Genomic DNA, 25,206 nt, shown 5'->3' with positions numbered 1-25,206 from the left:
CCATTAGCTCAGTTGGTAGAGCATCTGACTTTTAATCAGAGGGTCGAAGGTTCGAGTCCTTCATGGCTCACCATTTTCGCGGAAGTAGTTCAGTGGTAGAATACAACCTTGCCAAGGTTGGGGTCGCGGGTTCGAATCCCGTCTTCCGCTTAATTACTAAGGGGCCTTAGCTCAGCTGGGAGAGCGCCTGCCTTGCACGCAGGAGGTCAGCGGTTCGATCCCGCTAGGCTCCATCTAATAGAGAAAGCTTACATCATATGATGTAAGCTTTTTTTGTGTTTAAAAAGACAACTTTCATACTTGTCATTTAAAATGGAGAAAACGTGAAAATAAAGGATGGGGATAATTATGAAAGTTGTTATTGCATCTGATTCATATAAAGAAAGCTTAAAAGCTATAGAAGTATGTGAGGCCATTGAAAGAGGTTTTGGAGCAATTTTCCCTAAAGCAGAGTATGTAAAAATACCAATTGGAGATGGAGGGGAAGGAACGGTTGATTCCCTTGTTGATGCCACAAGCGGGAGGATTATATCATTTCATGTGACAGGACCACTTAGAGAGAGTATACAAGCTTTTTACGGTATGTCTAAAGATAAAAAGACAGCGTTTATTGAAATGGCAGCAGCATCAGGCTTACAACATGTTCCGGCTAAAAAACGAAACCCACTTATTACGACGACGAAAGGAACAGGAGAACTTATACTACATGCGCTAGACGAAGGAGCTGAGCATATCATTTTAGGACTTGGAGGAAGTGCTACAAATGATGGAGGAGCGGGTATGTTGTCAGCTTTAGGAGTCAAGTTCATAAATGGAAAAGGAGAAGTAATAGAGCCATCTGGTGGAACGTTACATTCGATTGTCTCTATTGATTTTTCACAAATGGATTCCCGTTTAAAGCATATAAAGATAGAAGCAGCATGTGATGTAGATAATCCGTTAGTTGGAATAAGAGGAGCATCTTTCGTATTTGGACGACAAAAGGGTGCGGATGAAGAGATGATGAAAGAGCTGGATGAGAATTTAAAGCATTATGCGCATATCCTTAAACAATACCTATCTTGCGACGTATCTAAAATACCTGGTGCAGGAGCTGCAGGAGGTATGGGAGCAGCTGTTATTGCAGTGCTAAAGGGAAACTTGCGGAGAGGAATTGAAATTGTATTAGATTATACAAATTTTGATAAGCATATAGAAGGTGCAGATTTAATTATAACTGGCGAAGGGAGAATAGATGAACAAACAGCATATGGAAAGGCCCCAGTAGGTGTTGCGGAGCGTGCAAAGCATTTTCATATTCCTGTCATTGCTATTGGGGGATCGGTATCTCTGAATTATTCGGCTGTTCATGAAAAAGGAATTGATGCAGTATTTAGTATTACAACAAGTCCGATGACATTAGAGGAGGCATATAAAGTAGCAGAAGAGAATATCGAAATGACAGCAAAGAATATTGCAGCAGTGTGGAAAATAGCATCAGAAAAACACTTCTAAATGCGGGAGTGTTTTTTATTATTATCTAATAATAATGATGGTAGTTGTTTCATTATGTTAACTTTATACATAGAATAGTCTTAACATTTTGATTTTGAAGCAAATATAAGTGAATAATTTGTATATCCATACAGAAAAATGTCGAGTTGAGTCAGAGTATATAAAAGATTTAAAATATTTAGTGAAGGCACAAAAGGGGGATACTATCTATGAAAAAAGAAATTTCAGTTATTGGAGTTCCAATGGATTTAGGCCAGATGCGTCGTGGCGTTGATATGGGACCGAGCGCAATCCGTTATGCAGGTGTAATTGAAAGAATTGAAGGAATTGGATATGACGTTAAAGATATGGGAGATATATGTATAGAGAGAGAAAAAGAGATAGATGAAAATACAAAATTAAGAAACCTTACACAAGTTGCAACTGTATGTAACGAATTAGCAAGTAAGGTGGATCATATTATAGAAGAAGGGCGTTTTCCACTTGTATTAGGTGGCGATCATAGTATCGCTATTGGTACATTAGCTGGTGTTGCGAAACATTATAAAAACCTAGGTGTTATTTGGTATGATGCACATGGTGATTTAAATACAGAAGAAACTTCACCATCTGGAAATATTCACGGTATGTCACTTGCAGCAAGTTTAGGGTATGGACATCCCACGCTTGTAGATTTATACGGGGCATATCCAAAGGTGAAAAAAGAGAATGTCGTAATTATCGGTGCACGTGCATTAGATGAAGGGGAAAGAGATTTCATTCGTAATGAAGGTATTAAAGTATTTTCAATGCACGAGATTGATCGTATGGGTATGACGGCTGTTATGGAAGAAACAATCGCGTATTTATCTCATACTGATGGTGTGCATTTATCATTAGATTTAGATGGTCTTGATCCTCACGATGCACCAGGAGTTGGAACACCTGTAATTGGTGGCTTATCTTATCGTGAAAGTCATTTAGCAATGGAGATGTTAGCGGAAGCTGATATTGTTACATCTGCCGAGTTTGTTGAGATAAATACGATTTTAGATGAGCGAAATAGAACGGCAACAACAGCGGTTGCTTTAATGGGTTCTTTATTCGGTGAAAAACTAAAATAAATGTAAGAAAAGCAACTGAGAAGTTGCTTTTTTTATTTGAAAATAGGCGTATAATAATGATTTATATTATACTGTACGATAAGAATGTTTGACATCTTACCAATTTAGACTAAAGGGGGTTGTTTGTAATTGTCGTTTGTTTCATGTATGGTATAATTAACTAGTTGTTGGAAATACATACAGATAGAGCATAAAACAATATTTCAATATATGGATAGAATTGCTCGTAAGTAGGAGGAAGGGTTAGCATGCCTTTTGAAGATACGACCATTTTGAAATATCTTAGTACGGCATTAGATATTGCCGTTGTATGGTTTATTATATATAAGCTAATTCTCATAATCCGAGGGACGAAAGCTGTTCAACTTTTAAAAGGGATTACAGTTATTATTGTCGTTCGGATGATCAGTATTTTTCTTGAATTGCGAACGCTATATTGGCTAACTGAACAAGTATTAACGTGGGGATTTTTAGCCGTTATTATTATTTTCCAGCCAGAATTGCGAAGAGCGCTTGAGCAGCTAGGACGCGGGAGTTTATTTTCGCGTACTGGAACTCACGAGGATGATGAGCCTGAAATGGTTGCAACAGCGATAGCGAAAGCAACGGAATATATGGGGAAACGTAGAATTGGTGCATTAATTACCTTGTCAAAAGAGACCGGTATGGGTGATTATGTAGAAACGGGTATTCCGCTAAATGCAAACGTATCATCGGAATTACTCATTAATATTTTCATTCCAAACACACCTCTTCACGATGGAGCAGTAATTATGCAAGGAAGTACCATTAAAGCAGCAGCTTGCTATCTTCCGTTATCGGAAAGTCCATTTATTTCTAAAGAGTTAGGAACTAGGCATCGCGCTGCAATGGGAGTTAGTGAAGTTACTGATAGTATTACAGTAGTTGTGTCGGAAGAAACAGGCCAAATTTCTTTAACGAAAAATGGTAAGTTGCATCGTGATTTGAAGACAGAACAACTGAAAGATATGTTGTTATCTGAATTTAGTGCGAACGAAAAAACGACTTCTTCGTCTTTATGGAATTGGAGGAGAAAGCGTCATGGATAAGTTAATGGAGAATCATTGGTTTTTAAAGGGGATCTCATTACTATTGGCGTGTATGCTTTTTATGTCAGCGACTTTAACTGAAAAAAATACGACATCGGGGATACTACCTTTTGCAAATGATGCGAAAGAAACATTAACTAATTATGCTATTAACGTTAAGTATGATGAAGAGAAATATATTGTAAGTGGTATTCCGGCAGAGGGCGTTAAGGTGAAGTTAGAGGGTCCAAAAGCAGCAGTTGCTACGGCAAAAGCGAAAAAACAATTTGATATACCAGTTGATTTGAGAGGTAGCGAAAAAGGAACGTATGAAGTTTCTTTGAAAACGAATGGACTTCCAGATGATGTGAAAGGAACAGTTCAGCCATCAACAATTAAAATTACTCTTCATGAAAAAGCGAGAAAATATGTTCATGTAGACTTGAAATTATCAAATGAGGATCAAATGCCAGCTGGTGCTACTCTCGAAAAATCAAACATTAAACCTGATACGGTTGAGGTAGTTGGGACGAAAGAAGAAATTGAAAGTATTTCATCTGCTAAGGCGTATGTTGATTTAAAAGGTGTTAATAAAACTGTTACAAAAACAGCCGAAGTTACATTATACAATAAAGAAGGAAAACGTTTAAATGTAAGAACAAGTCCATCTAAAATTAGTGTAACGTTGAATGTGGCGACGCAAGCTACGGCCAATAATACTGAAAAAACTGTTCCTATAACATATGCGAAAAAGGGGAGTTTACCGGAAGGATTGGCCGTTACAAATATTAGCGTTGAGCCGAGAGAAGTAACGATAGCAGGTCCAAAAGATATATTGGATAATATACAATCGATAGAGGGGGTCGAAGTAGATCTTAGTCAATTGACAGAGTCTACAACATTCGATACCTCTGTTTTATTACCAAAGGGTGTAACAAGTGCGAAGCCAAATCAAGTAAAGGTTTCAGTAGGCGTACAAAAAACAAAACAAACGAAAACAAGAACGATTGATGGTATATCAATTCAAAAAAATGGACTTTCTAAAGACGTTACGGCCCAGTTACTTTCGCCGCAAGATGGGAAGATAAGCGTTGATATTTCAGGAGAAACAAGTATAGTAGATAAAATAACAGCTGCTCAAATAACAGCAGTGATTAATCTACAAAATGTGTCTCCTGGGACGAAGGATGTTGCTATTCAAGTGAGTGGCCCTGGTAATATTTCAATAGAGCCAAAACAAAAAAGTGCTAAAGTTACAATTGTGAAGAAAGAAAATCCCGATAAAGAAGTACAGGGTAAAGGTGAGCAACCAAATTCAAATAATAATAAAGATAATCAAACTGAAAAACCAAAAAATCCTGAACCTGAACCTAAGCCTGATCCAGAAAAGGAAAAGGAGAAGGAATCGGAACAAAATGAAGATAAAGAAACTAGCCAAGAGCCAACAGTAGATAATCAAAAAGAGCCAGAAAAAGGAGCGAATCATAATGGGTAAATATTTTGGTACAGATGGAGTACGCGGGGTTGCGAATAAGGAGTTAACACCTGAATTAGCGTTCAAAATTGGACGTTTTGGTGGTTATGTATTAACAAAAGATACAGACCGTCCAAAGGTAATTATCGGCCGTGATACACGTATATCAGGACATATGTTAGAAGGAGCTTTAGTAGCAGGTCTATTATCAACTGGAGCAGAAGTAATGCGTCTTGGTGTTATTTCTACACCAGGTGTTGCTTATTTAACGAAAGCGTTAGATGCACAAGCTGGTGTTATGATTTCTGCATCTCATAATCCAGTACAAGATAACGGAATTAAATTCTTCGGTTCAGACGGTTTTAAATTAACAGATGAGCAAGAAGCAGAAATTGAAGCTTTATTAGACAAAGAAGTGGATGAATTACCACGTCCAACAGGTACGAACCTTGGGCAAGTGAGTGATTATTTTGAAGGTGGACAAAAGTATTTACAATACATTAAACAAACTGTAGAGGAAGATTTCTCAGGTTTACATATCGCTTTAGATTGTGCGCATGGTGCTACGTCTTCTTTAGCTCCGTACTTATTTGCTGATTTAGAAGCTGATATTTCAACAATGGGAACTTCACCAAACGGTATGAACATTAACGATGGAGTAGGTTCTACGCATCCAGAAGTATTAGCTGAATTAGTAAAAGAAAAAGGTGCTGATATTGGTCTTGCTTTCGATGGTGATGGTGACCGTTTAATCGCTGTAGATGAAAAAGGAAACATTGTTGATGGCGATCAAATTATGTTTATTTGTGCAAAGTACATGAAAGAAACTGGTCAACTAAAGCATAATACAGTTGTTTCAACAGTTATGAGTAACTTAGGTTTCTACAAAGCACTTGAAGCTAACGGTATTACAAGTGATAAAACAGCAGTTGGTGACCGATACGTAATGGAAGAAATGAAGCGCGGAGGTTACAACTTAGGTGGAGAACAATCAGGCCATATTATCTTACTTGATTACATTACAACTGGTGATGGAATGTTAAGTGCACTTCAACTTGTAAACATTATGAAAATGACGAAAAAACCATTATCTGAGCTTGCAGGAGAAATGACAAAATTCCCGCAATTACTAGTAAACGTTCGTGTAACAGATAAAAAACTAGCACTAGAAAACGAAAAAATTAAAGAAATTATTCGTGTTGTAGAGGAAGAAATGAATGGTGATGGCCGCATTCTTGTTCGTCCATCTGGAACAGAACCACTTATTCGTGTAATGGCAGAAGCACCAACACAAGAAGTTTGTGATGCATATGTACATCGCATTGTAGAAGTTGTGAAAGCGGAAGTTGGCGCTGAATAATTTAATAAATTTATTGAAAAGGAGCACAATAAGTGCTCCTTTTTCATATGTTTTATAGATGGTGAAAAAATTTTCATTGACGGTTTATCCATGTTTGTTATAAGATGGTCTTGTTCTTTTTCTCAAAGGAAATATTGTAAATTATAGAAGCGCCAGAACTACAAGTAGTGTAGTTGACGAGGTGGGGTTTATCGAGATTTCGGCGGATGGCTCCCGGTTGTTCATCACAACCGCAAGCTTTTACTTAAATCATTAAGGTGACTTAGTGGACAAAGGTGAAAGTGTGATGAGAGAAAAGGAACGGATACAAACTAGCTGTATAAGTATATACGGACTTAAACCCAATCGAGAGGAAGGTGAAAGCCGTTACAAGCTTACAGGGCTAGCAATATGTAATCCGTTTTTTAGTATAAATAAAAATGGTATCGGACTATGTCGTTACATGTTCGCAGAGCAGTGTAAGCATTTGTAACGGCGACTAAACATGTGTGGAATCGTAGGATTTATTGGAGAGCAAGATGCAAAGGAAATTTTATTAAAAGGTTTAGAAAAGCTAGAATATCGTGGATATGATTCAGCAGGTATTGCAGTACAAGCAGAGAACGGTGTTGTTGTATACAAAGAAAAAGGCCGTATTGCAAAACTTCGCGAAATCGTAGATGAGAACGTAGCAACAAGCGTGGGGATCGGTCACACACGCTGGGCTACACATGGTGTTCCGAGCAAAGTAAACGCGCATCCGCATCAAAGTACATCAAAGCGTTTTACACTAGTTCATAACGGTGTAATTGAAAACTATGAGTTAGTGAAGAAGGAATATTTACAAGATGTCACGTTCGTAAGTGAAACGGATACAGAGGTTATCGTACAGCTTATGGAACAACAAGTGAGCACAGGACTAAGTGTAGAAGAAGCGTTCCGTAATACGCTATCTCTTTTACATGGCTCTTATGCAATCGGATTACTTGATGCTGAAAATCCAAACATGATTTATGTTGCTAAAAACAAAAGCCCGCTATTAGTAGGTGTTGGTGACAACTTTAATGTTGTGGCGAGCGACGCTATGGCGATGTTACAAGTTACAGATCAATTTATTGAATTAATGGATAAAGAAATTGTAATTGTAACGAAAGAAAGTATTACAATTAAAAACTTACAAGGTGAAACGATTGAACGTGCACCGTTTACAGCGGAATTAGACGCAAGTGATATTGAAAAAGGAACATACCCTCATTTCATGCTTAAAGAAATCGATGAGCAACCACTTGTTATCCGTAATATAATTCAAAAGTACCAAGATGAAAATGGCGAGATTGAATTAGATCAAGACATCCGCAATGCGATTTTAGATAGCGATCGTATTTACATCATTGCATGTGGAACAAGTTATCATGCAGGTCTTGTTGGAAAACAATTTATCGAGAAGTTTGCAAAAATGCCAGTTGAAGTGCATGTAGCAAGTGAATTCTCTTATAACATGCCATTATTAACAGAAAGACCATTCTTCATTTACATTTCACAAAGTGGTGAAACAGCTGATAGCCGTGCAGTACTTGTACAAACAAATGAAATGGGGCATAAAGCATTAACAATTACAAACGTACCTGGTTCTACACTTTCTCGTGAAGCGGATTATACACTTCCGTTATACGCGGGACCAGAAATCGCCGTTGCATCAACGAAAGCTTACACAGCACAGCTTGCAGTACTTTCAATTTTAGCTGCAGATATTGCTAAAGCAAAAGGTGAAGTTCTTGGTTTTGACTTAACACACGAACTAGGACTTGTAGCAAATGCAATGGTACAACTTTGTGATCAAAAAGAAGAAATGGACGCATTAGCAAAACAATTTTTAGCAACAACTCGTAACTGTTTCTTCATCGGACGTAGCGTAGACTTCTACGTAGGATTAGAAGGAGCGTTAAAGCTAAAAGAAATCTCTTACATCCAAGCAGAAGGATTTGCTGGAGGAGAATTAAAACACGGTACAATCGCTTTAATCGAAAACGGTACACCAGTTATCGCACTTGCTACACAAGAACACGTAAACCTTGGAATTCGTGGTAACGTGAAAGAAGTAGTAGCACGCGGAGCTAACCCATGTATCATCTCAATGAAAGGCTTAGAAATGGAAGGTGACAGCTTCGTATTACCAGCTGTACACGAAGCACTAGCACCGCTAGTAGCAGTTATTCCATTACAACTTATCTCATACTACGCAGCACTTCACCGCGAGTGTGACGTTGATAAGCCACGTAACTTAGCTAAGTCTGTTACGGTTGAGTAGGAGATTAGTAGGTTAGTAAATATATTGTGGATTTGAAATAAAGTCGCGATGTTTATAAAAAAGATGCGATGTTTTGAATAAAGTCGCGACGTTTTAAAAAAAGTTGCGATGCTTCACCCCTTTAGATATGATTATCTAAAGGGGTGTTTTTATGTCTAAAAGAAAAAGAACATCTGAAATTGAAAAGTGGATAAAAGAGGGTCGTGGTTCAGGTATCGGTATAAATTATAAACCATGGCTGAAAATTCAAGATGTATCCTCTCTAGGTCGTTCAACTCGTTTAAAAGGAATAAAAACGAGTAGGCAACATGAATTTTTATCGGATTTAGAACGAAACTACTTTTATTTAACTGAACATTCGGATTTAATTTTTGATATTCGTGAGCAATTTCCTTTACTACCGTTGGAAGAAACAATTGTCATCGCAGATGAGTTAGGTATTAAGCATTCTACTGATCCTAAAACTGGTGAACCAATTGTGATGACAACGGATTTTTTATTAACAGTAGATAAAGGACAAAGTGTGTTTGAGGTGGCTCGTACAGTCAAAATGAAGGATGAATTATTGAAGGAGCGTGTACTGGAAAAGTTTGAGATTGAGCGTGAGTATTGGCAGAGACGAGACATTGATTGGGGCATTGTTACAGAGGAAGAGATTCATAAAGTAATGGCCCGGAATATTAGCTACATTCATGACTATTACAATATTCGAGATTACGATGTATTTCAAAAAATGAGTTCGCGGCTCATCGAGGATTTATCTTTATCGTTGATGCAAAGATTACTAAATGATTCACGTAGTGTCCGTATTATTACAAGTGAATTTGATTCAGATACACATCTGCCTTTTGGAAGTGGTGTGACCCTTTTTTATCATTTGCTTGCTCAGAAAATTATTGTGATAGATATGTTTAAACCAATAAATTTAGAGGAGGCTATTGATATTAAGGCGATTGATGAAAGCAAGTTGAAGAAGGTGAAATACGGATGATTTATATTAATCAAGTGCTTCAATATGTAACGGATTCTAAGAGGATACGTGTAATCGATATTGAGGAATCGTATGTGTATATCGCTAATATTGATACGACGAGTGCTATGCCTCAAAAAGAACTATATAGTGTTTTACAGACGGACATTAAACAAGGTGAGCTTCTAATGGTTATGGATCCTTATGCAAAAGCTATTCCAGATAACGAATTAACAGAAGTACAAATACGAAAACGTGAAGAAGATTGGTATATAGTTGAAAAATATATTCTTCATAATATGAGTGAACTACTTAATAAACAAGGTCGCGAAAATAAGATTCAGGAGATTGTTAAAGACAGTGGACTTGGGAAAACGAAGGTAAAAAAGCTTCTCAGTCGTTATTGGCAGCGTGGTATGAACAAAAATGCGATGTTACCAGATTACGCAAATTCTGGTGGTAAGGGAAGAAGTAAATCTTTAAAAAATACCAAAATAGGACGCCCTCGAAGAGTAAATATTAGTGGGAATTATCAAACGGGCATCAATATTACTGATGAAGTTAAGATGCAATTTGAACACGCCATTAACAAGTATTATCGCAAAACAAATAATTATTCACTAACAGATGTATATCATTTTATTTTGCGTGATTTCTATTCAGACCGCTATAAAGAGAATGGTGAAATGAAATACCATGTTTGGGATGCTAGTCGAATACCTTCATATAATCAGTTTTACTATTGGTTTAAAAAACTAGAGGATCCGAAAAAAGATATTCAATTCCGTAAGAGTGCCAAGGAATTTGAGTCTAAACATAGACCGATTTTAAGTGATTCTAAATCCGAAACAAATGGACCAGGAACGCGTTTCCAAATTGATGCAACGATTGCAGACATTTATTTAGTTAGTTCCTTGGATGTAAATAAAGTAATTGGTAGACCAGTTATTTACGCTGTAATCGATGTGTATTCTCGTATCGTTACAGGATTATATGTCGGGTTAGAAGGTCCATCATGGATTGGAGCGATGATGGCTTTAGATAATATGGTCGCAGATAAAGTGAATTTTTGTAAACAGTATGGGATTGAAATACTTGAGGAGCAATGGCCTACATATCATTTACCCGAAATCATTATTGCTGATCGAGGTGAGTTTGAAGGATACTCTGTTGAAAATCTAATTAATAATTTAAATATCAAAATTGAAAATACAACCGCTTATCGAGGGGATTTAAAGGGAATTGTAGAACGTAAATTTCGTACATTGAATGGTAAGGTAAAACAAAAGACGCCTGGGGCAATTCAAAAGGAATATCGTGAGCGAGGAGACCGAGATTATCGCTTAGATGCGACTTTAAGTCTTAAAGAATTTACAGCAATAATTATTACGCTGGTGCTTCATCATAATCATAAAATCATTGATAAATACCCAATGGAAAAAGAAATGATTACAGATGGCTTAGTACCAACTCCAATCAAATTATGGAACTGGGGGATTCAAAATCGTAAAGGAAGACTAAGAACTGTTGATAGAAATATTCTAAGATTGAATGTTTTGCCACGTGGAAAAGCTATCATTTCTAGAGCTGGTATTAAATTTAAAAATCTATTATATGGTTCAAAACAAGCTGTCGAAGCGCAATGGTACCTAAAACTAAGAAATAAGAGTATCGAAATAGTTTACGATCCACGTGACGTAGAAAAAATTTATATTCCGCATGATAATGGAATGAATTTCGAGTCTTGTATTTTACTTGAGCCAAGTCAACAATATCGCAACGACCTCTTAGAAGAAATTATTTTCCAACAACAATTACGAAGTGAATTGGAAGAGATCGAACGTTCCAATCAAATACAACTAACAATTAATACAGATGCAAAGATGGATGAAATCATTAAAAAGGCAAAGAACAAGAAACATCAACCTTTAAACGCATCTACTAGCAAAAGAGAAAAAATTGCATCGATTAGAGAAAATAAAAGTACGGAAAAGCAGTTAAATAGACAGCAAGAAAAGTTTGATTTGTCACCAGCGGCTGTTAGTGAGAAAGCAGAAGTAATTGATTTTTCTACAAAAGAAAAGGTACAAAGTGAGCTATCTAAAAAGTCTAGCTCTCGCCTAATGGAAAAATTAAAGAAAAAGCGAGATGAGAAGTTTGGAAAAGACGAATAATCTTGTCCTTAAAGGTGATTTTGAGGAAGCGAATTATAAAGCGCAAGTTTTATCTGAGTATGACAATAATCCCTTTATCGAAGCGCTCCCGCCAATCTTTGATGAGGATGATGTGCTAGAAAGATTTATGGTGACGCCACGTATTACAGAGCAAGATAAACAAAGTGAAATGAACATTCGCTATCATGTGTTGAAGCGTGTGAAAAATTTCATTCAACCTTTGCCTATCCATTTTGAAGTAGAGCGTCGCCTATCGACTTTAATTCGCCGAGGATATTTAGCACGTAATCCATTAGATAAAACATTTCTAGAGCGTATTCGGGTTTTACACCAGCTAAGAGAAGATGAAGAGGAAGCACATAAATATATTGATGAGCGATTAAATTATATTCGCTCTACAGCAGATAGTTTATCGATTATTGGCATTTCAGGTATTGGGAAAACAACAGCAATTGAGCGTTTACTACTTATGTATCCGCAAGTTATTAAACATGAAGTTTACAAAGGACAAGCGTTTAATCGTACACAAATTGTTTGGCTTAAAATCGATTGTCCATATGACGGTAGCTTATCTACAATGTGTAAAGGATTCTTCAAGGCGATTGATGATCTACTCGGTACTCGTTATTTAGAGAAGTATGGTTATTTAAATCGTGTTACATCAACAATGCTGTTACACATGACTTCTTTAGCCAGTATGTATGGTATCGGTGTGTTAGTTATTGATGAAATTCAGCACTTACTGCATTCAAAAAATGACCAAGAAGAGATGTTAAACTTTTTTGTTACATTATCAAATACAGTTGGCATCCCTACAGTGTTAATTGGCACCTCGAAGGCCCAACAATTATTTAAAGGAAACTTCCGTCAAGCTCGTCGCGCAGCAAGTGATGGCGCAATTATTTGGGATCGTATGGCCGAGGACAGTGAGGAATGGGAGTTCTTTTTAGAAACATTATGGGAGTTACAATGTTTAAAAACTTCTTCAGAACTTACTGGTGAAATTAAAAAGACATTTTATGAAGAATGCCAAGGAATTACTTCGGTAGCTGTAAATTTGTTTATTCTAGCACAGGAGCGAGCGCTATTTGATGAATCAAATGAAAATGAGGTTATTACTTCCCGCGTGCTAAAGAAAACAGCTAAAGGGGATATGAAAATTATTCAGCCGATGCTTAATGCCATTCGTAAAAATGATTTGAAGGCAATGTATAAGTATGAAGATATTATGATTAATTTGGATGATTTGATGATAAACCATAAGCAAAATACAGAGTACGAGGGGAAAATCAAAGCCGCGATGAAAGAACGTCAAAATACGTTGCAATATAAGAGGCAAGATACGATTGAAAGTTTAAGCATTGAAGTTGCTTCACTAGGGATTTTTGATGCATTGGATGCTAATGATATTCGGAAGCTCATAATAAAAGTTGTAGAGAATAAACCTATTGATAGTGACTACAATACTTTGAAGTTAGAGTCTATTCAGCAAGTGCTAGTATTAAATGAAAAGAAGAAAGAACAAAAGTCTAAGAACAGCATTAGAAATGTAAAATTATTACCATTATTAAAGTCGCGAGAACAAGCTATACAGAAAAAGAAACATTCATATGAACTGTTGGCAGCTAATGGCTATATGAAAAATCCATTAGAGGAATTTTACTAGGGGGATGTAAAAATGTTAACATTCTTCACTAATCCATATCCAGATGAATTGATGTATTCAGCGATTGCACGTTATCACTTTTATAGTGGCAATCTTGATTGTAAAGACACATTAGAAGAAGTGTTTCAAAGTCGTTCTGTGATTCCGAGTGTGGAGATTGGTAGCCATTTTGCTATATTAGCTGAGCAACTAGGCTCTAACTATTCTGTTGAGACTATATTGGCTAATCATACAATTTATCCTTATTATGCAATATTTTTAACAAAGCAGCGTCAGCAAGAAATTCTACGAGATGTTGCTAGTAATGGACAAGCACTTTATACAAGACTCGGTATGATTGCAGGTAGCATTTGTAAGAGAAAAGGACTCTATTATTGTGCGGAATGTACGAAATTTGATGTAGAGCAATTTGGAGAGCCATATATACATCGGGAGCATCAGCTACAAGGCATTGATTACTGTCCACACCATGAGGTGCAATTGAGAAAATACCCAGTAGATACAGCTAGCCGTATTGAATACATTCGTTTTGAGTTAAAAAATATGAATCTATCTTCTATTTATAAGGCTGATCCTTTTGCAAAAATTTCAATTCACTTATCAAAACAAGCATATAAATTATTGCAATTACCATTGCATAAATTTTCACGTGAAGATATTAAGCTGAAATACCGTGCGTCATTGTTTGAATTAAATCTGATTACAGTTTCGAATCGAGTACGTCAAAAAGAGTTGTATCAAGCGTTTGAAAATAAGTTCCCTAAAGGCTTTTTAGAAAAGTATGAGAGTACTCTAAATATAGCGGATGAGTATAACTGGTTAAAGGTGATTACTCGTAATACCAAGCGCCATGTACATCCTTTTAGGCATTTGTTAATGCTTTATTTCTTAGAACAAGATATAGATGACTTTGTGAATCAAGAGGCTGATGTAGGGCGGTTTGGTACGGGGCCGTGGCCTTGTTTGAATAAAGCAGCAGAACACTATAGAGAATTTATCATTCCTAGTGTTGAAATTAAAAGAGACTCTAAATTAAAAGTTCCAATTGGTACATTTAGTTGCTCGTGTGGCTTTGTCTATACAAGAAAAGGTCCTGATATGTCTTTAGAAGATCGATTTCGCATAGGAAGAGTAAAAGTATTTGGTGAAGTGTGGGAGTCAAAACTTAAACAATTGTCTAAGAAAGGACTTGGTACAAGAGCAATTGCGAGAGAATTAGGAGTCGATTCCAAGACAGTTAAAAAGTATTTAGAGAGACATGAGGTAGTAAGTAACCAAGCAAAAATAGAGAATAAAGTGTTATTTGAACAGTATAGAAACGAGCTGATAGAAGGTATACAGAAACTCCCTAATTTATCTCGTACAGCTTTGAGAGAACGTTTTAAAAAGCAATATATGTTCTTATATCGGCATGATAAAGAATGGTTGATGAAGAATTTGCCTATAAAACAACAAAAGCTAGATTCAACTAAAACAGCAGACTGGAATAAACGAGATAGAGAATATGTTGCAAAAATAAAAGTGCTCTATAAAGAGTTATTAGCAAAAGAAAGACCTATTCGAATAACGGTTTCAGCGATAGGTAAACGATTAGGAATATTAGCGAACTTGGAGCGTCATGTAGATAAACTATCGCAGACGAAGGAACTATTAGAAGAAATAACTGAGTCAGTCGAGCAATTTCAAATTCGTAGATGTTGTAAAGTGATTGACCAAATGATAACGATGGATGAACCAGTTATACTATGGAAAGTACAGCGTATAGCAGCAGTAAAAACGCATCATTTTCATGAAATAAAACCAAAGTTAGAAGAATATTTAAAAAAGAAACAGGATGTGAGTAACGATGAGAAAACAACAGGTTAAACTGAATAATTGGCCATTTGATGAAGGAGAGCAAGCTCAATTAACTTGGATTAGCTCTCCTTTTTTGCAAGATAAAAAAACGATGATCCAGGCTTATTTTAGAGTGAATGATAGGACTGAAAAATTAGTAGTTGATTGGGGAACATTGCCAGCTTTAGCTATTCAGCATTACTACATGAACGGCGACATTAGTCAAAGTATTCCTCCGTCAGGTATAGAAGAAGTCGAAATTACAATTTATCCAAACACTGTGACCTATTCAGAAAGAGTTTGGAGCATATTTGGTACAAATGATAAAGATGTTTCGCGTAGTTTCACTGTTTCATACCGAAATAAAAAATATATCTTGCCCCTTATTGAAGTTGTGCGTAGTATTTTAGCGCCAAATCGATTTTTATTATATCGTTTATTTGAAACGAATTCTTTTCCGCAATATTTTATTGAGCAATACGAGCCCAATAAGCTACATCTAGATTTTTCATCACAATATCATCGTAAGTATACGAAAGACTCCTACTTATTCCAGCTAGTATGGCTTTTAACAAATTCAGATCTAAGACAAGTGTTCGAAAATACAGCTTATACCTTTATTAATACAGGAGTCCTACGATTTGATTGGTTATTCAAGCAACCTATTACCGTTACTGCTGGTGTGAAATCAAGTGTAGTGGGAGGAACTATCCTTCGAATAAAGAGTGTTAAAAATAAAAAAATTCCTTATAAAGAGATTTCATTTACTCATCCAGAGATAGTGCAAAATGAAAGGTCGAGCGAAGCTAAAAAATATACGGTTCACCCAAAGCAGAATGATGGTACTGATGAGTCTGGAATGGAATTAGATGAAAAAGCTGATGGAACAACTGATGATTTTGATTTAATAGAAATGGATAATCAAATTCATGAATATGAAAAAATTCCAAAGGTAACAAAAGTTCGTAGAAATTCTAATAAGCAACGAACACAAGAAGATGAAAATACAAAACGTTATTTCATTGAGGATAATGGACGAAGATCTACGGCTGATGTTGGTGGTAATCAGCTTGCAAGAGGAATAGAAAATAAATCTTTATATGAGATACAGGCACAAGGTGAATTATTGGATTTTATTAATGTACTTAAAGTTTTAGAAGATTATCCAGAAGTTAAAGCAATTAATGTAGCTACAGGTATATTACCTACAGGGAGTGAAAAGCGGAAATTTAGTTACTTAGATGATGGAATTACAAATCGTAAGTACATAGTAGCTAGTATAGAATTGTTTAATGGGAAACATTATAAAATACTAGAAATAGAGCGAGAAAGTCGTTCTTTATCAATGCTATTACTATATTCAACAGTTAATGTAGAATGGTCTTTTTTTATTCGGAATATATTATCAGGCCTAGTGAATAAAAGCGGTGTCTGGACTAGAGAATTAATGATGGAGTTGGAAAGAGAAGGAGTTGTTGTGAAAAAAGCTAAGCATAGCAGGAAAGGTATTACTCATAGAGCTTTAATTTTATTAGATAAATTAATTTGATAAATGGGTGTCAGCATTATTGAATCGTATTTATTTAGTGTGTGAATAAGGTGGTAAGATGAAGTGTATTCAAAAAATAAAATGCGGTTACTATAAAATAGTATTGACTATACTAAGTTAATGTATTATATTTATTTCATAAGTTATTAGTTATTACTAATTAGGAGGTAGCATGTAGTGAAAAAAGATTACGTTTATAAGATGTTTGATTTAGTAAGAGGCTATATTTCTCCGGATAAAGTAATAATTCCGGTGGGGACAATATTAATTTTAGAAAAGCAACGACCTTATTTTTTAAAGGAGTTAGCACAAACTCAAAATATGGATACTAAAGTGCAAAAGGCTGTTAAACAATTAGAACTTGATTCCAAAATTATTGAACATATGCTTTCTCAACTAGATATGTTCTTTAGGGAACTCTCTTCAAAAGTAAGAAGTGAAGTAGTGCTGATACTAAGTAAGGCTGTCATTGATTTTTCATTCAGTGAAATATTTGATGAACTTTTAACATCAGTAACAAATCAAATGGGAATGAGATCTGAAAGAATTGCAACCCCTTCAGCTATAAATGAGATTATCGGAAATTATTTTGACTTAAAAAACTGTAAGAATAGTACCTTATTAGATGGAGCGGCTGGATATGGATTTTCCGCTACGGATTTTCTAAAACAAAATCCAATACTAGAGTTGAATCTTCAAGATATTGACTTAGATGCTGCAACGATATCAACAATGCGTTTCTTTTTATTAGAAGCAGAAGTGAATATCGTTAATAGAGATTTTCTAAAAGAGCCTGGATTTATTGAAAGAAAAGAGATGAAAAAATTTGATTTTGTTGCAATGACACCTCCATTTGCTAGCCAATTAACAGATGAGCAAGTTAGGACTATGGAAAATGATGAATTTAATAGGTATGTTTATGGAATTCCTTCACGTTCAAAAGGTGACTTTGCTTTTGTGAGCAGTGGATTAAGTGCATTAAAAAGCACAGGGAAAGCAGCTTTTTGCTTAGCTGCTGGTACATTATTTAGAAGTGGTCCTGAACAAAAAATTCGTCAGCGCTTAATAGATTTTGATTTAATTGAGGCTATTGTATTATTACCAACTAATTTATTTGCTCCATACACAGGAATCGCATCTATATTATTACTTTGCAATAAAAATAAACCATTAGATAGACAGGGTAAAATTTTAATGGTAAATGCGAGTGAATTAGGGACAGATGCTAAAAGAGGAACATATTTAGCAGATGAAGAAATTAAGAAAATTAGTATGATTTTATCAGATGGTTTGGAACAAGAAGCTATTAGTAAATTTGTTTCAAATGAAAAAATTCAATCTGGACAGCTTTCACCTGAAACGTACGTATACAAAGCAGAAATTGATGTTGAAGAATATGGTAAAATCATATTGAATCCGTCAGCCTTAAAGAAAAAGGAAACAGTAGCTTTAAAAGAGTTAGTGACTTTGTATAGAGGTTATAATGCCTCAACTAAGGATGAAGATCCTAATGGTGATTATGCAGTTCTGAAGATTTCGGATGTTGTAGATGGCGAAATTAAATATGAGGAACTTACCAAATATACAATAAAAAATAATGCGAAGATTGATAATAATCGTATTCAAAAAAATGATCTTTTACTTTCAATTCGAGGTGCAAAACGCAAGACAGCAATTTTCAAATCAAATGCACAGGATGTTTTAATATCTCAAAATTTTGTAGGAGTACGATGTGGTGAAAATTTAGATGCAGAGTTTTTACAACTATATTTAGAATCACCAATTGTTGAATTTTATTTTACAAAACATATGGCAGGCTCAACTATTCCAAATTTACCGATTAAGGAGATAAAAGAATTACCAATACCTGTTATGCCTGTTGAAAAGCAACGAGCAATTGTTGCAGCTTATAAAGGAGAGGCATTAGATATTGCTAAACAACTTGAAGAGTTACATTTACGTCAAAAACAATTGAAAATAGAGGCATTCGAAAAAATGGGCTTAAAAGACACATTTAAAATTCAATAAAATTATAATGGGATCAGATATTTCAAATGTGTAGTTTTTAATCAATACATTATTAAATAATAAAAGGTGGTAATTACATGATTACAGGTGAATTAAAAAATAAAATTGATGGGATTTGGACAACCCTTTGGACAGAAGGTAGTACCAACCCTTTAACAAATATTGAGCAAGTAACATACTTGTTATTTATGAAAGGTTTAGATGAGGCAGAATTGGCAAAAGAATAAGATGCAGAACTATTAGACTTAGAACATGATGGGATTTTTCCAAAAGATAAGCCGTACCTTCGTTGGAACGTATTTAAAAATTTAGGTGATGCGGAAGATATGTACAATAAGATGGTGCAAGAAATCTTTCCATTTATTAAAGGATTGGGTGGACAAGAGGAGTCTGCATTCTCGACTTATATGAAAGATGCTATTTTCCAAATTAACAAACCCTCTACTTTGCAGCGTGTAGTATCAGCCATTGATGGTATCCCCATGGAAGACCGAGATACACAAGGTGATGTATATGAGTACCTATTATCAAAACTAGCAACCTCAGGTACAAACGGTCAATTCCGTACACCGCGTCATATCATTAAAATGATGGTGGAGTTAATGAAGCCTACTCCAGAGGATATTATTATTGACCCGGCAATGGGGTCCGCAGGATTCTTAGTCGCAGCAAGTGAATACTTACGTAAAAATCACAGTGATTTATTCATTGTACAGGGCTTAAAAGAACATTTCCATCATGATATGTTTCATGGTAATGATATGGATACAACAATGTTACGTATCGGTGCAATGAATATGATGCTACATGGTGTAGATGCACCAAATATCTCGTATCGTGATTCTCTTTCAGAGGATAATAAGGAAAAAGAAAAGTATACATTAGTATTAGCGAATCCGCCATTTAAAGGTTCATTAGATTATGAAGCTGTTTCGAATGATTTATTAGCCGTAACCAAAACAAAGAAAACGGAATTACTATTCTTAACGCTATTTTTACGTATTTTAAAACCAGGTGGTCGTGCAGCAGTAATTGTACCAGATGGTGTATTATTTGGTAGTTCAAAAGCTCATAAAGAAATTCGAAAAGAAATTATTGAGAACAACAAATTAGAAGCAATTATTTCGATGCCAAGTGGTGTGTTTAAGCCATATGCAGGAGTATCGGCAGCGATTATGATTTTTACAAAAACGAATGCTGGTGGTACGGATAACGTATGGTTTTACGACATGAAGGCAGATGGCTATTCATTAGATGATAAACGTAACGAAATCGAAGCGAACGATATTCCAGATATAATCGAACGCTACAATAATTTAGAAACCGAAAAAGAGCGCAAACGCACAGAACAATCATTCTTTGTGCCATTTGAAGAAATTAAAGAAAATGATTGGGATTTGTCGATTAATAAATATAAAGAGATTGAGTATGAGGAAGTTGAGTATAGAGAGCCGAGAGAGATCGTAAAAGAAATTATGAACTATGAAGAAATGATAATGGGAAGTTTATCAGAATTAGAGGTGCTTTTAAATGAAAAATAAATTAGTGCCTCTAACTGAAGTGTGTGAATTTAAAGGTGGAAGTCAGCCACCTAAAAGTGAATGGATTAAAGAAGTGAAAGATGGATATATTCGAATGTTGCAAATCAGGGATTTCACCCAAAAAAATGTAGATCCTGAATTTGTAAAGGTAAAAAAAGGAATGAATATAGCTAAAGAAGATGATATTTTAATTGCTAGATATGGAGCTTCCATAGGAAAAATTGTTACAGGACTATCAGGAACGTATAATGTGGCTTTAATAAAAGCAATTCCGAATTTAGAAGTATTATCTAAGAAATATTTATACTATTTTTTAAAGAGTAATATATTCCAAAACTTTTTGTTAAATGTGGGGAGTCGAGCTGCACAAGCTGGTTTTAATAAAGAAGATTTAAAAAGTCTTAATATATATTTACCATTACTTAAAGAACAAGACAAGATAGTATTACTTTTAGACAAGACTGTTGAATTAATTACTAAACGCCAAGCACAAATCGAAGCATTAGATGAATTAACGCAAAGTGTGTTTTTAGAGATGTTTGGTGATCCCATAGAAAACTCAAAAGGTTGGAAGACAGGCTTTTTAAAGAATAATACGATCAAAATCGGTTCGGGTGCAACCCCTAGGGGTGGAAATAAAAGTTATAAAGATGAAGGAATTTCATTGATTAGAAGTATGAATGTATATAATAATTCTTTTCAAGAGAAAAACTTAGCTTTTATAGACGAAGAACAGGCAGAAAAATTAAATAATGTTGCGGTTTTACCAAATGATGTATTATTGAATATTACTGGTGCATCAGTAGCTAGAAGTTGTATTGTACCTAATAGAGTTTTACCTGCTAGAGTAAATCAGCATGTATCAATCTTAAGGGTAGATGAAAATAAGTTAGATTGTACTTTTTTAAATTATCTATTAACAACGGACTCATTTCAAAAATTTTTAATAAAGGTAGCAACTAATAATGGCGCTACAAGAGAAGCAATTACAAAACGCCAAATAGAAGAGTTAAAAATAATTGTTCCACCTCTTGAATTGCAAAGGAAATTTAATGAAAATATTAAGTTTATTGAGAATCAAAAGAAAAACATCAAAAAATCTTTGAAGAAATTCGATGAATTATATTCCTCTATTCTTCAAAAAGCATTCAAAGGTGAGCTTTTCCAAGAACAAGCATAAAACTTTAGTTACAAGGGGATAGGTCAATGAAGAACTTGGGATTTTTAAAAGAAAAAGAGCAGTTCAAGAGTTTTGCGACAGCTTGTACAGAAGCTGAGAATGCGATGCTTGTAAGCCCTGCGACGTGTGCTATTTTGACACGTCGCGCGCTTGAACTTGCTGTGAAATGGGTATATCAAGTTGATAATGATGTCGCTGTACCATATCGTGATAATTTATCGAGTTTAATTCATGATCGTAACTTCCTAGGTATCATTGATGAAGAGTTATTACCAATGATGAAATATGTGGTGAAGCTAGGGAATACAGCCGTTCATACGAATGCCAATATTACACATGATGAAGCGGTACTGGCGCTTCATCATCTTCATCAATTTGTGTCATGGATCGACTATTGCTATGCTGATGAATATACGGCCCCCACCTTTAATGAAGTGCTTCTACATACAAGTGCAGAAAAGCGTGAGCGCCCAGAAGAGCTACAAGATTTATATGAGCGTTTAAGTGCGAAAGATAAAGATTTAGACGAATTACGTAAAGAGAATACAGCACTACGCAGTCAGTTTACAGCTAAACGTGTTGAGCATACAAAAGAAACAAATTTTGTGGTGGATGAGATCAGTGAGTTTGACACACGTAAAATGTATATCGATTTAGATTTAAAATTAGCAGGCTGGCAGTTTAACCAAGATATTGAGGAAGAATATGCAGTAAAAGGTATGCCCAACAAGATAGGTGAAGGTTTTGTTGATTATGTACTACGTGGTGAAAACGGCAAGATTATTGCGCTTATAGAGGCAAAGCGAACATCGAAAGATCCAAAAGAGGGGCGTCAACAAGCCAAACTTTATGCAGATTGTATTGAAAAAGAACAGGGGTTACGACCAGTTATTTTCTATACGAATGGCTATGAAACGTATATTTGGCATGATCATTATAGCGCACGTAAAACATCCGGCTTTTATAATAAGGAAGAAGTACAATTACTTATTGATCGTCGGACATTACGTAAGCCATTAAAAGATATTGCAATTAATGATGCTATTACCAACCGCTATTATCAAAAAGAAGCCATTCTTTCTGTTTGTGAAGCATTTGAACGTAATCAAAGGAAATCACTACTTGTCATGGCAACGGGTAGTGGGAAAACACGTACAGTTATTTCACTTGTTGATGTTTTAACGAAGTATAATTGGGTGAAAAATATTTTATTTTTAGCAGACCGCACAGCTTTAGTTAAACAAGCAATGCGCAACTTTAATGCTCTAATACCTCATTTATCATTATGTAATTTACTTGAAAATAAAGCGAACCCAGAAGAAAGCCGAATGATTTTTTCAACATACGCTACGATGATGAATGCCATTGATGAAACAAAAGCAAAAGACGGAAAACGCTTATTTACAGTAGGTCATTTTGATTTGATTATCATTGATGAATCTCATCGAAGTATTTATCAAAAGTATCGTAGTATTTTTGATTATTTTGACGGCATGTTAATTGGATTAACGGCAACACCAAAAGATGAAGTCGATAAAAATACATATTCCATTTTTAATTTGGAAAATGGTGTTCCAACGTATGCTTATGAATTATCACAAGCAGTTGAAGACAAGTTTTTAGTTGACTACAAAACACTAGAAACGAAAACAAAGTTTTTAGAAGATGGTATTATATACGATGATCTTTCTGAAGAGGAAAAAGCTGAGTTTGAAGATGCTTTTGAAGATGAGCCAAACGTACGTGATATTGATAGTTCAGCATTAAATAATTGGCTATTTAATGCAAATACGATTGATATGGTTTTAGAAAGCTTAATGACAAATGGCATTCATATCGAAGGTGGAGATAAAATCGGGAAAACCATTATCTTTGCTAAAAATCATCGGCATGCGCTAGCAATTAAAGAACGATTTGATTTGAAGTTTCCTGAATATGGCGGTAACTTCGCAGAAGTCATTGATTATAGTATAAATTACTATCAATCGTTAATTGATGATTTTTCAGCGACTTCAAAAATGCCGCAGATTGCCATTTCTGTGGATATGTTAGACACAGGAATTGATGTCCCTGAAGTCGTCAATTTAGTATTCTTTAAAAAAATTCGTTCGAAAACAAAATTCTGGCAAATGATTGGACGAGGCACACGATTATGTGAGAATTTATTTGGCTTAGGGCAAGATAAAGAGAATTTTTTAATATTTGATTGGTGTAGTAATTTTGAGTATTTCCGTGCCAATCAGCATGGCATGGAGGCGAAACTATCAAAAACTTTAACCGAAAAGTTGTTTAACTCAAAAGTCGATATTGTACGTGAATTGCAAGATGTCGAATATCAAGCTAGTCCGTATAAAGAATTTAGACAGGAAACGGTAGAGCAATTAGTTACAGATGTAAAAACATTAAACGATGAGAATTTTCGAGTACGTCAACATATCCAATATGTTCATAAGTATAAGGAAAAAAACAATTGGAATGCTTTGTCTGTTGTTCAAACGAATGAAATTAAAGAACATGTGTCTCCTTTAGTCACGCCGTATGATGATGATGAACTAGCTAAACGATTTGATTTATTGATGTATACAATTGAAATTGCTAAATTAAATTCGAGTAATGCAACAAAGCCAATTATGCGAGTAATGAGTACAGCAGAATCGTTATCAAAATTAGGTTCAATTCCGCAAGTAGTAGAAAAAAAGATACCATTCAAAAAGTAAAAGATGAAACTTTTTGGCAAGAAGCTTCCCTTCAAGACTTGGAAGAAGTACGTGAGGCGTTACGCGATTTAATTAAATTCATTGAGAGAGAACAACAAAAAATTTATTATACAGACTTTAAAGATGAAATCATTGAGCAGACTGAAAATAATTCTATATTAGATGTGAATGATTTACAAAGCTATCGTCAGAAAGTAGAACATTATCTAAAAGAACATCAGGATCAAATTGCCATCTATAAATTGCGCCATAATAAAGAACTAACGAAGCAAGATGTTGAAACATTGGAAGAGATCCTGTGGAAAGAATTGGGTTCAAAAGAACAATATGAAAAAGACTTTGGAGATACACCGATTACGAGATTAGTTCGTAATATTGTTGGATTAGATCGACAGGCGGCAATGGAAGAGTTTTCAGAGTTTTTAACCGAGGAACGCTTAAATATTCAACAAGCAAGGTTTGTTGAATTAATTGTGGATTATGTTGTGAAAAATGGAACACTTGATAAACAAGTGCTTCAGCAGGATCCATTTAGAACACTAGGAAGCATTACTTCATTATTCAAAAATAGTATGGGGGATGCTAAGAAAATTATTAGTGTTATTGATCGAATTAATAAGAATTCGGAGTTTATTTCTTGATTTTTATTAAACTATTTTATAAAAAATATATTGATAAAATAGAGGGAAGAACTTATTTTGTGTAATCAACGATTGTAAAATACCCAATAACAACGGTTTTAAATTCCCCAAAAATAACAGATAATCGTTTCGAAACA

General features: G+C 35.1%; 14 protein-coding genes, 2 tRNA genes and 2 pseudogenes. All 18 read left to right on the top strand.

Going from position 1 to position 25,206, the window contains the following annotated elements:
- Window positions 1–78: 78 nt before the first annotated feature.
- Window positions 79–150 (top strand) — tRNA-Gly (locus tag PDQ33_RS22225).
- A 10-nt stretch (window positions 151–160) separates the two neighbouring features.
- Window positions 161–233, top strand: a tRNA-Ala gene (locus PDQ33_RS22220).
- A gap of 115 nt (window positions 234–348) precedes the next feature.
- Entirely contained in the window at window positions 349–1,494 is a 1,146-nt protein-coding gene (locus tag PDQ33_RS22215) for a glycerate kinase (protein WP_061130838.1), read from the top strand.
- 209 nt (window positions 1,495–1,703) lie between these two features.
- Window positions 1,704–2,597: an arginase gene (gene rocF, locus PDQ33_RS22210; RefSeq protein ID WP_270756612.1), complete on the top strand. Its 894-nt coding sequence runs from the start codon at window positions 1,704–1,706 to the stop codon at window positions 2,595–2,597.
- 248 nt (window positions 2,598–2,845) lie between these two features.
- The gene (cdaA, locus tag PDQ33_RS22205) at window positions 2,846–3,667 is read left to right on the top strand and encodes a diadenylate cyclase CdaA (protein ID WP_001115701.1); all 822 of its coding nucleotides are present in this window, start codon (window positions 2,846–2,848) and stop codon (window positions 3,665–3,667) included.
- Window positions 3,660–5,141, top strand: a complete 1,482-nt coding sequence (locus PDQ33_RS22200; RefSeq protein ID WP_270394030.1) for a CdaR family protein — start codon at window positions 3,660–3,662, stop codon at window positions 5,139–5,141. Before cdaA ends, PDQ33_RS22200 begins: the two co-directional genes overlap by 8 nt.
- Entirely contained in the window at window positions 5,134–6,480 is a 1,347-nt protein-coding gene (gene glmM / locus PDQ33_RS22195; protein ID WP_000521474.1) for a phosphoglucosamine mutase, read from the top strand. The genes PDQ33_RS22200 and glmM overlap by 8 nt, the downstream gene beginning before the upstream one ends.
- 286 nt (window positions 6,481–6,766) lie before the next feature.
- The gene (locus PDQ33_RS22190) at window positions 6,767–6,952 is read left to right on the top strand and encodes a hypothetical protein (RefSeq protein ID WP_001208183.1); all 186 of its coding nucleotides are present in this window, start codon (window positions 6,767–6,769) and stop codon (window positions 6,950–6,952) included.
- Between the two features lie 12 nt (window positions 6,953–6,964).
- Window positions 6,965–8,767, top strand: a complete 1,803-nt coding sequence (glmS, locus tag PDQ33_RS22185) for a glutamine--fructose-6-phosphate transaminase (isomerizing) (RefSeq protein WP_000334168.1) — start codon at window positions 6,965–6,967, stop codon at window positions 8,765–8,767.
- Between the two features lie 151 nt (window positions 8,768–8,918).
- Complete coding sequence (locus PDQ33_RS22180; protein ID WP_270756615.1) at window positions 8,919–9,758, top strand: TnsA endonuclease N-terminal domain-containing protein; 840 nt, start codon at window positions 8,919–8,921, stop codon at window positions 9,756–9,758.
- On the top strand, window positions 9,755–11,911 hold the full coding sequence (locus PDQ33_RS22175) for a Mu transposase C-terminal domain-containing protein (protein WP_270756616.1): 2,157 nt from the start codon (window positions 9,755–9,757) through the stop codon (window positions 11,909–11,911). The genes PDQ33_RS22180 and PDQ33_RS22175 overlap by 4 nt, the downstream gene beginning before the upstream one ends.
- Window positions 11,886–13,577: an ATP-binding protein gene (locus PDQ33_RS22170; protein ID WP_270756617.1), complete on the top strand. Its 1,692-nt coding sequence runs from the start codon at window positions 11,886–11,888 to the stop codon at window positions 13,575–13,577. The genes PDQ33_RS22175 and PDQ33_RS22170 overlap by 26 nt, the downstream gene beginning before the upstream one ends.
- Before the next feature lie 12 nt (window positions 13,578–13,589).
- A complete protein-coding gene (locus tag PDQ33_RS22165; RefSeq protein ID WP_270756619.1) occupies window positions 13,590–15,443 on the top strand; it encodes a TnsD family transposase in 1,854 nt (617 codons plus the stop codon).
- On the top strand, window positions 15,424–16,962 hold the full coding sequence (locus PDQ33_RS22160) for a Tn7-like element transposition protein TnsE (protein ID WP_270756622.1): 1,539 nt from the start codon (window positions 15,424–15,426) through the stop codon (window positions 16,960–16,962). The genes PDQ33_RS22165 and PDQ33_RS22160 overlap by 20 nt, the downstream gene beginning before the upstream one ends.
- Before the next feature lie 177 nt (window positions 16,963–17,139).
- Window positions 17,140–18,990, top strand: coding sequence for an N-6 DNA methylase (locus tag PDQ33_RS22155; protein WP_270756623.1), 1,851 nt, complete (start codon window positions 17,140–17,142; stop codon window positions 18,988–18,990).
- 77 nt (window positions 18,991–19,067) lie between these two features.
- A pseudogene (locus PDQ33_RS22150) lies at window positions 19,068–20,531 on the top strand (type I restriction-modification system subunit M).
- A complete protein-coding gene (locus tag PDQ33_RS22145; protein ID WP_270756624.1) occupies window positions 20,521–21,711 on the top strand; it encodes a restriction endonuclease subunit S in 1,191 nt (396 codons plus the stop codon). The pseudogene PDQ33_RS22150 and the gene PDQ33_RS22145 overlap by 11 nt, the downstream one beginning before the upstream one ends.
- Window positions 21,712–21,737: 26 nt before the next feature.
- A pseudogene (locus PDQ33_RS22140) lies at window positions 21,738–25,069 on the top strand (DEAD/DEAH box helicase family protein).
- The last annotated feature ends 137 nt before the right edge of the window (window positions 25,070–25,206 follow it).

Origin of the sequence: Bacillus cereus group sp. Bc031 (assembly GCF_027716265.1) — a bacterium.
GTDB lineage: Bacteria > Bacillota > Bacilli > Bacillales > Bacillaceae_G > Bacillus_A > Bacillus_A paranthracis.
Note: the sequence above shows the minus strand (reverse complement) of the source record. Positions and strands in the feature narration are given on the sequence as shown.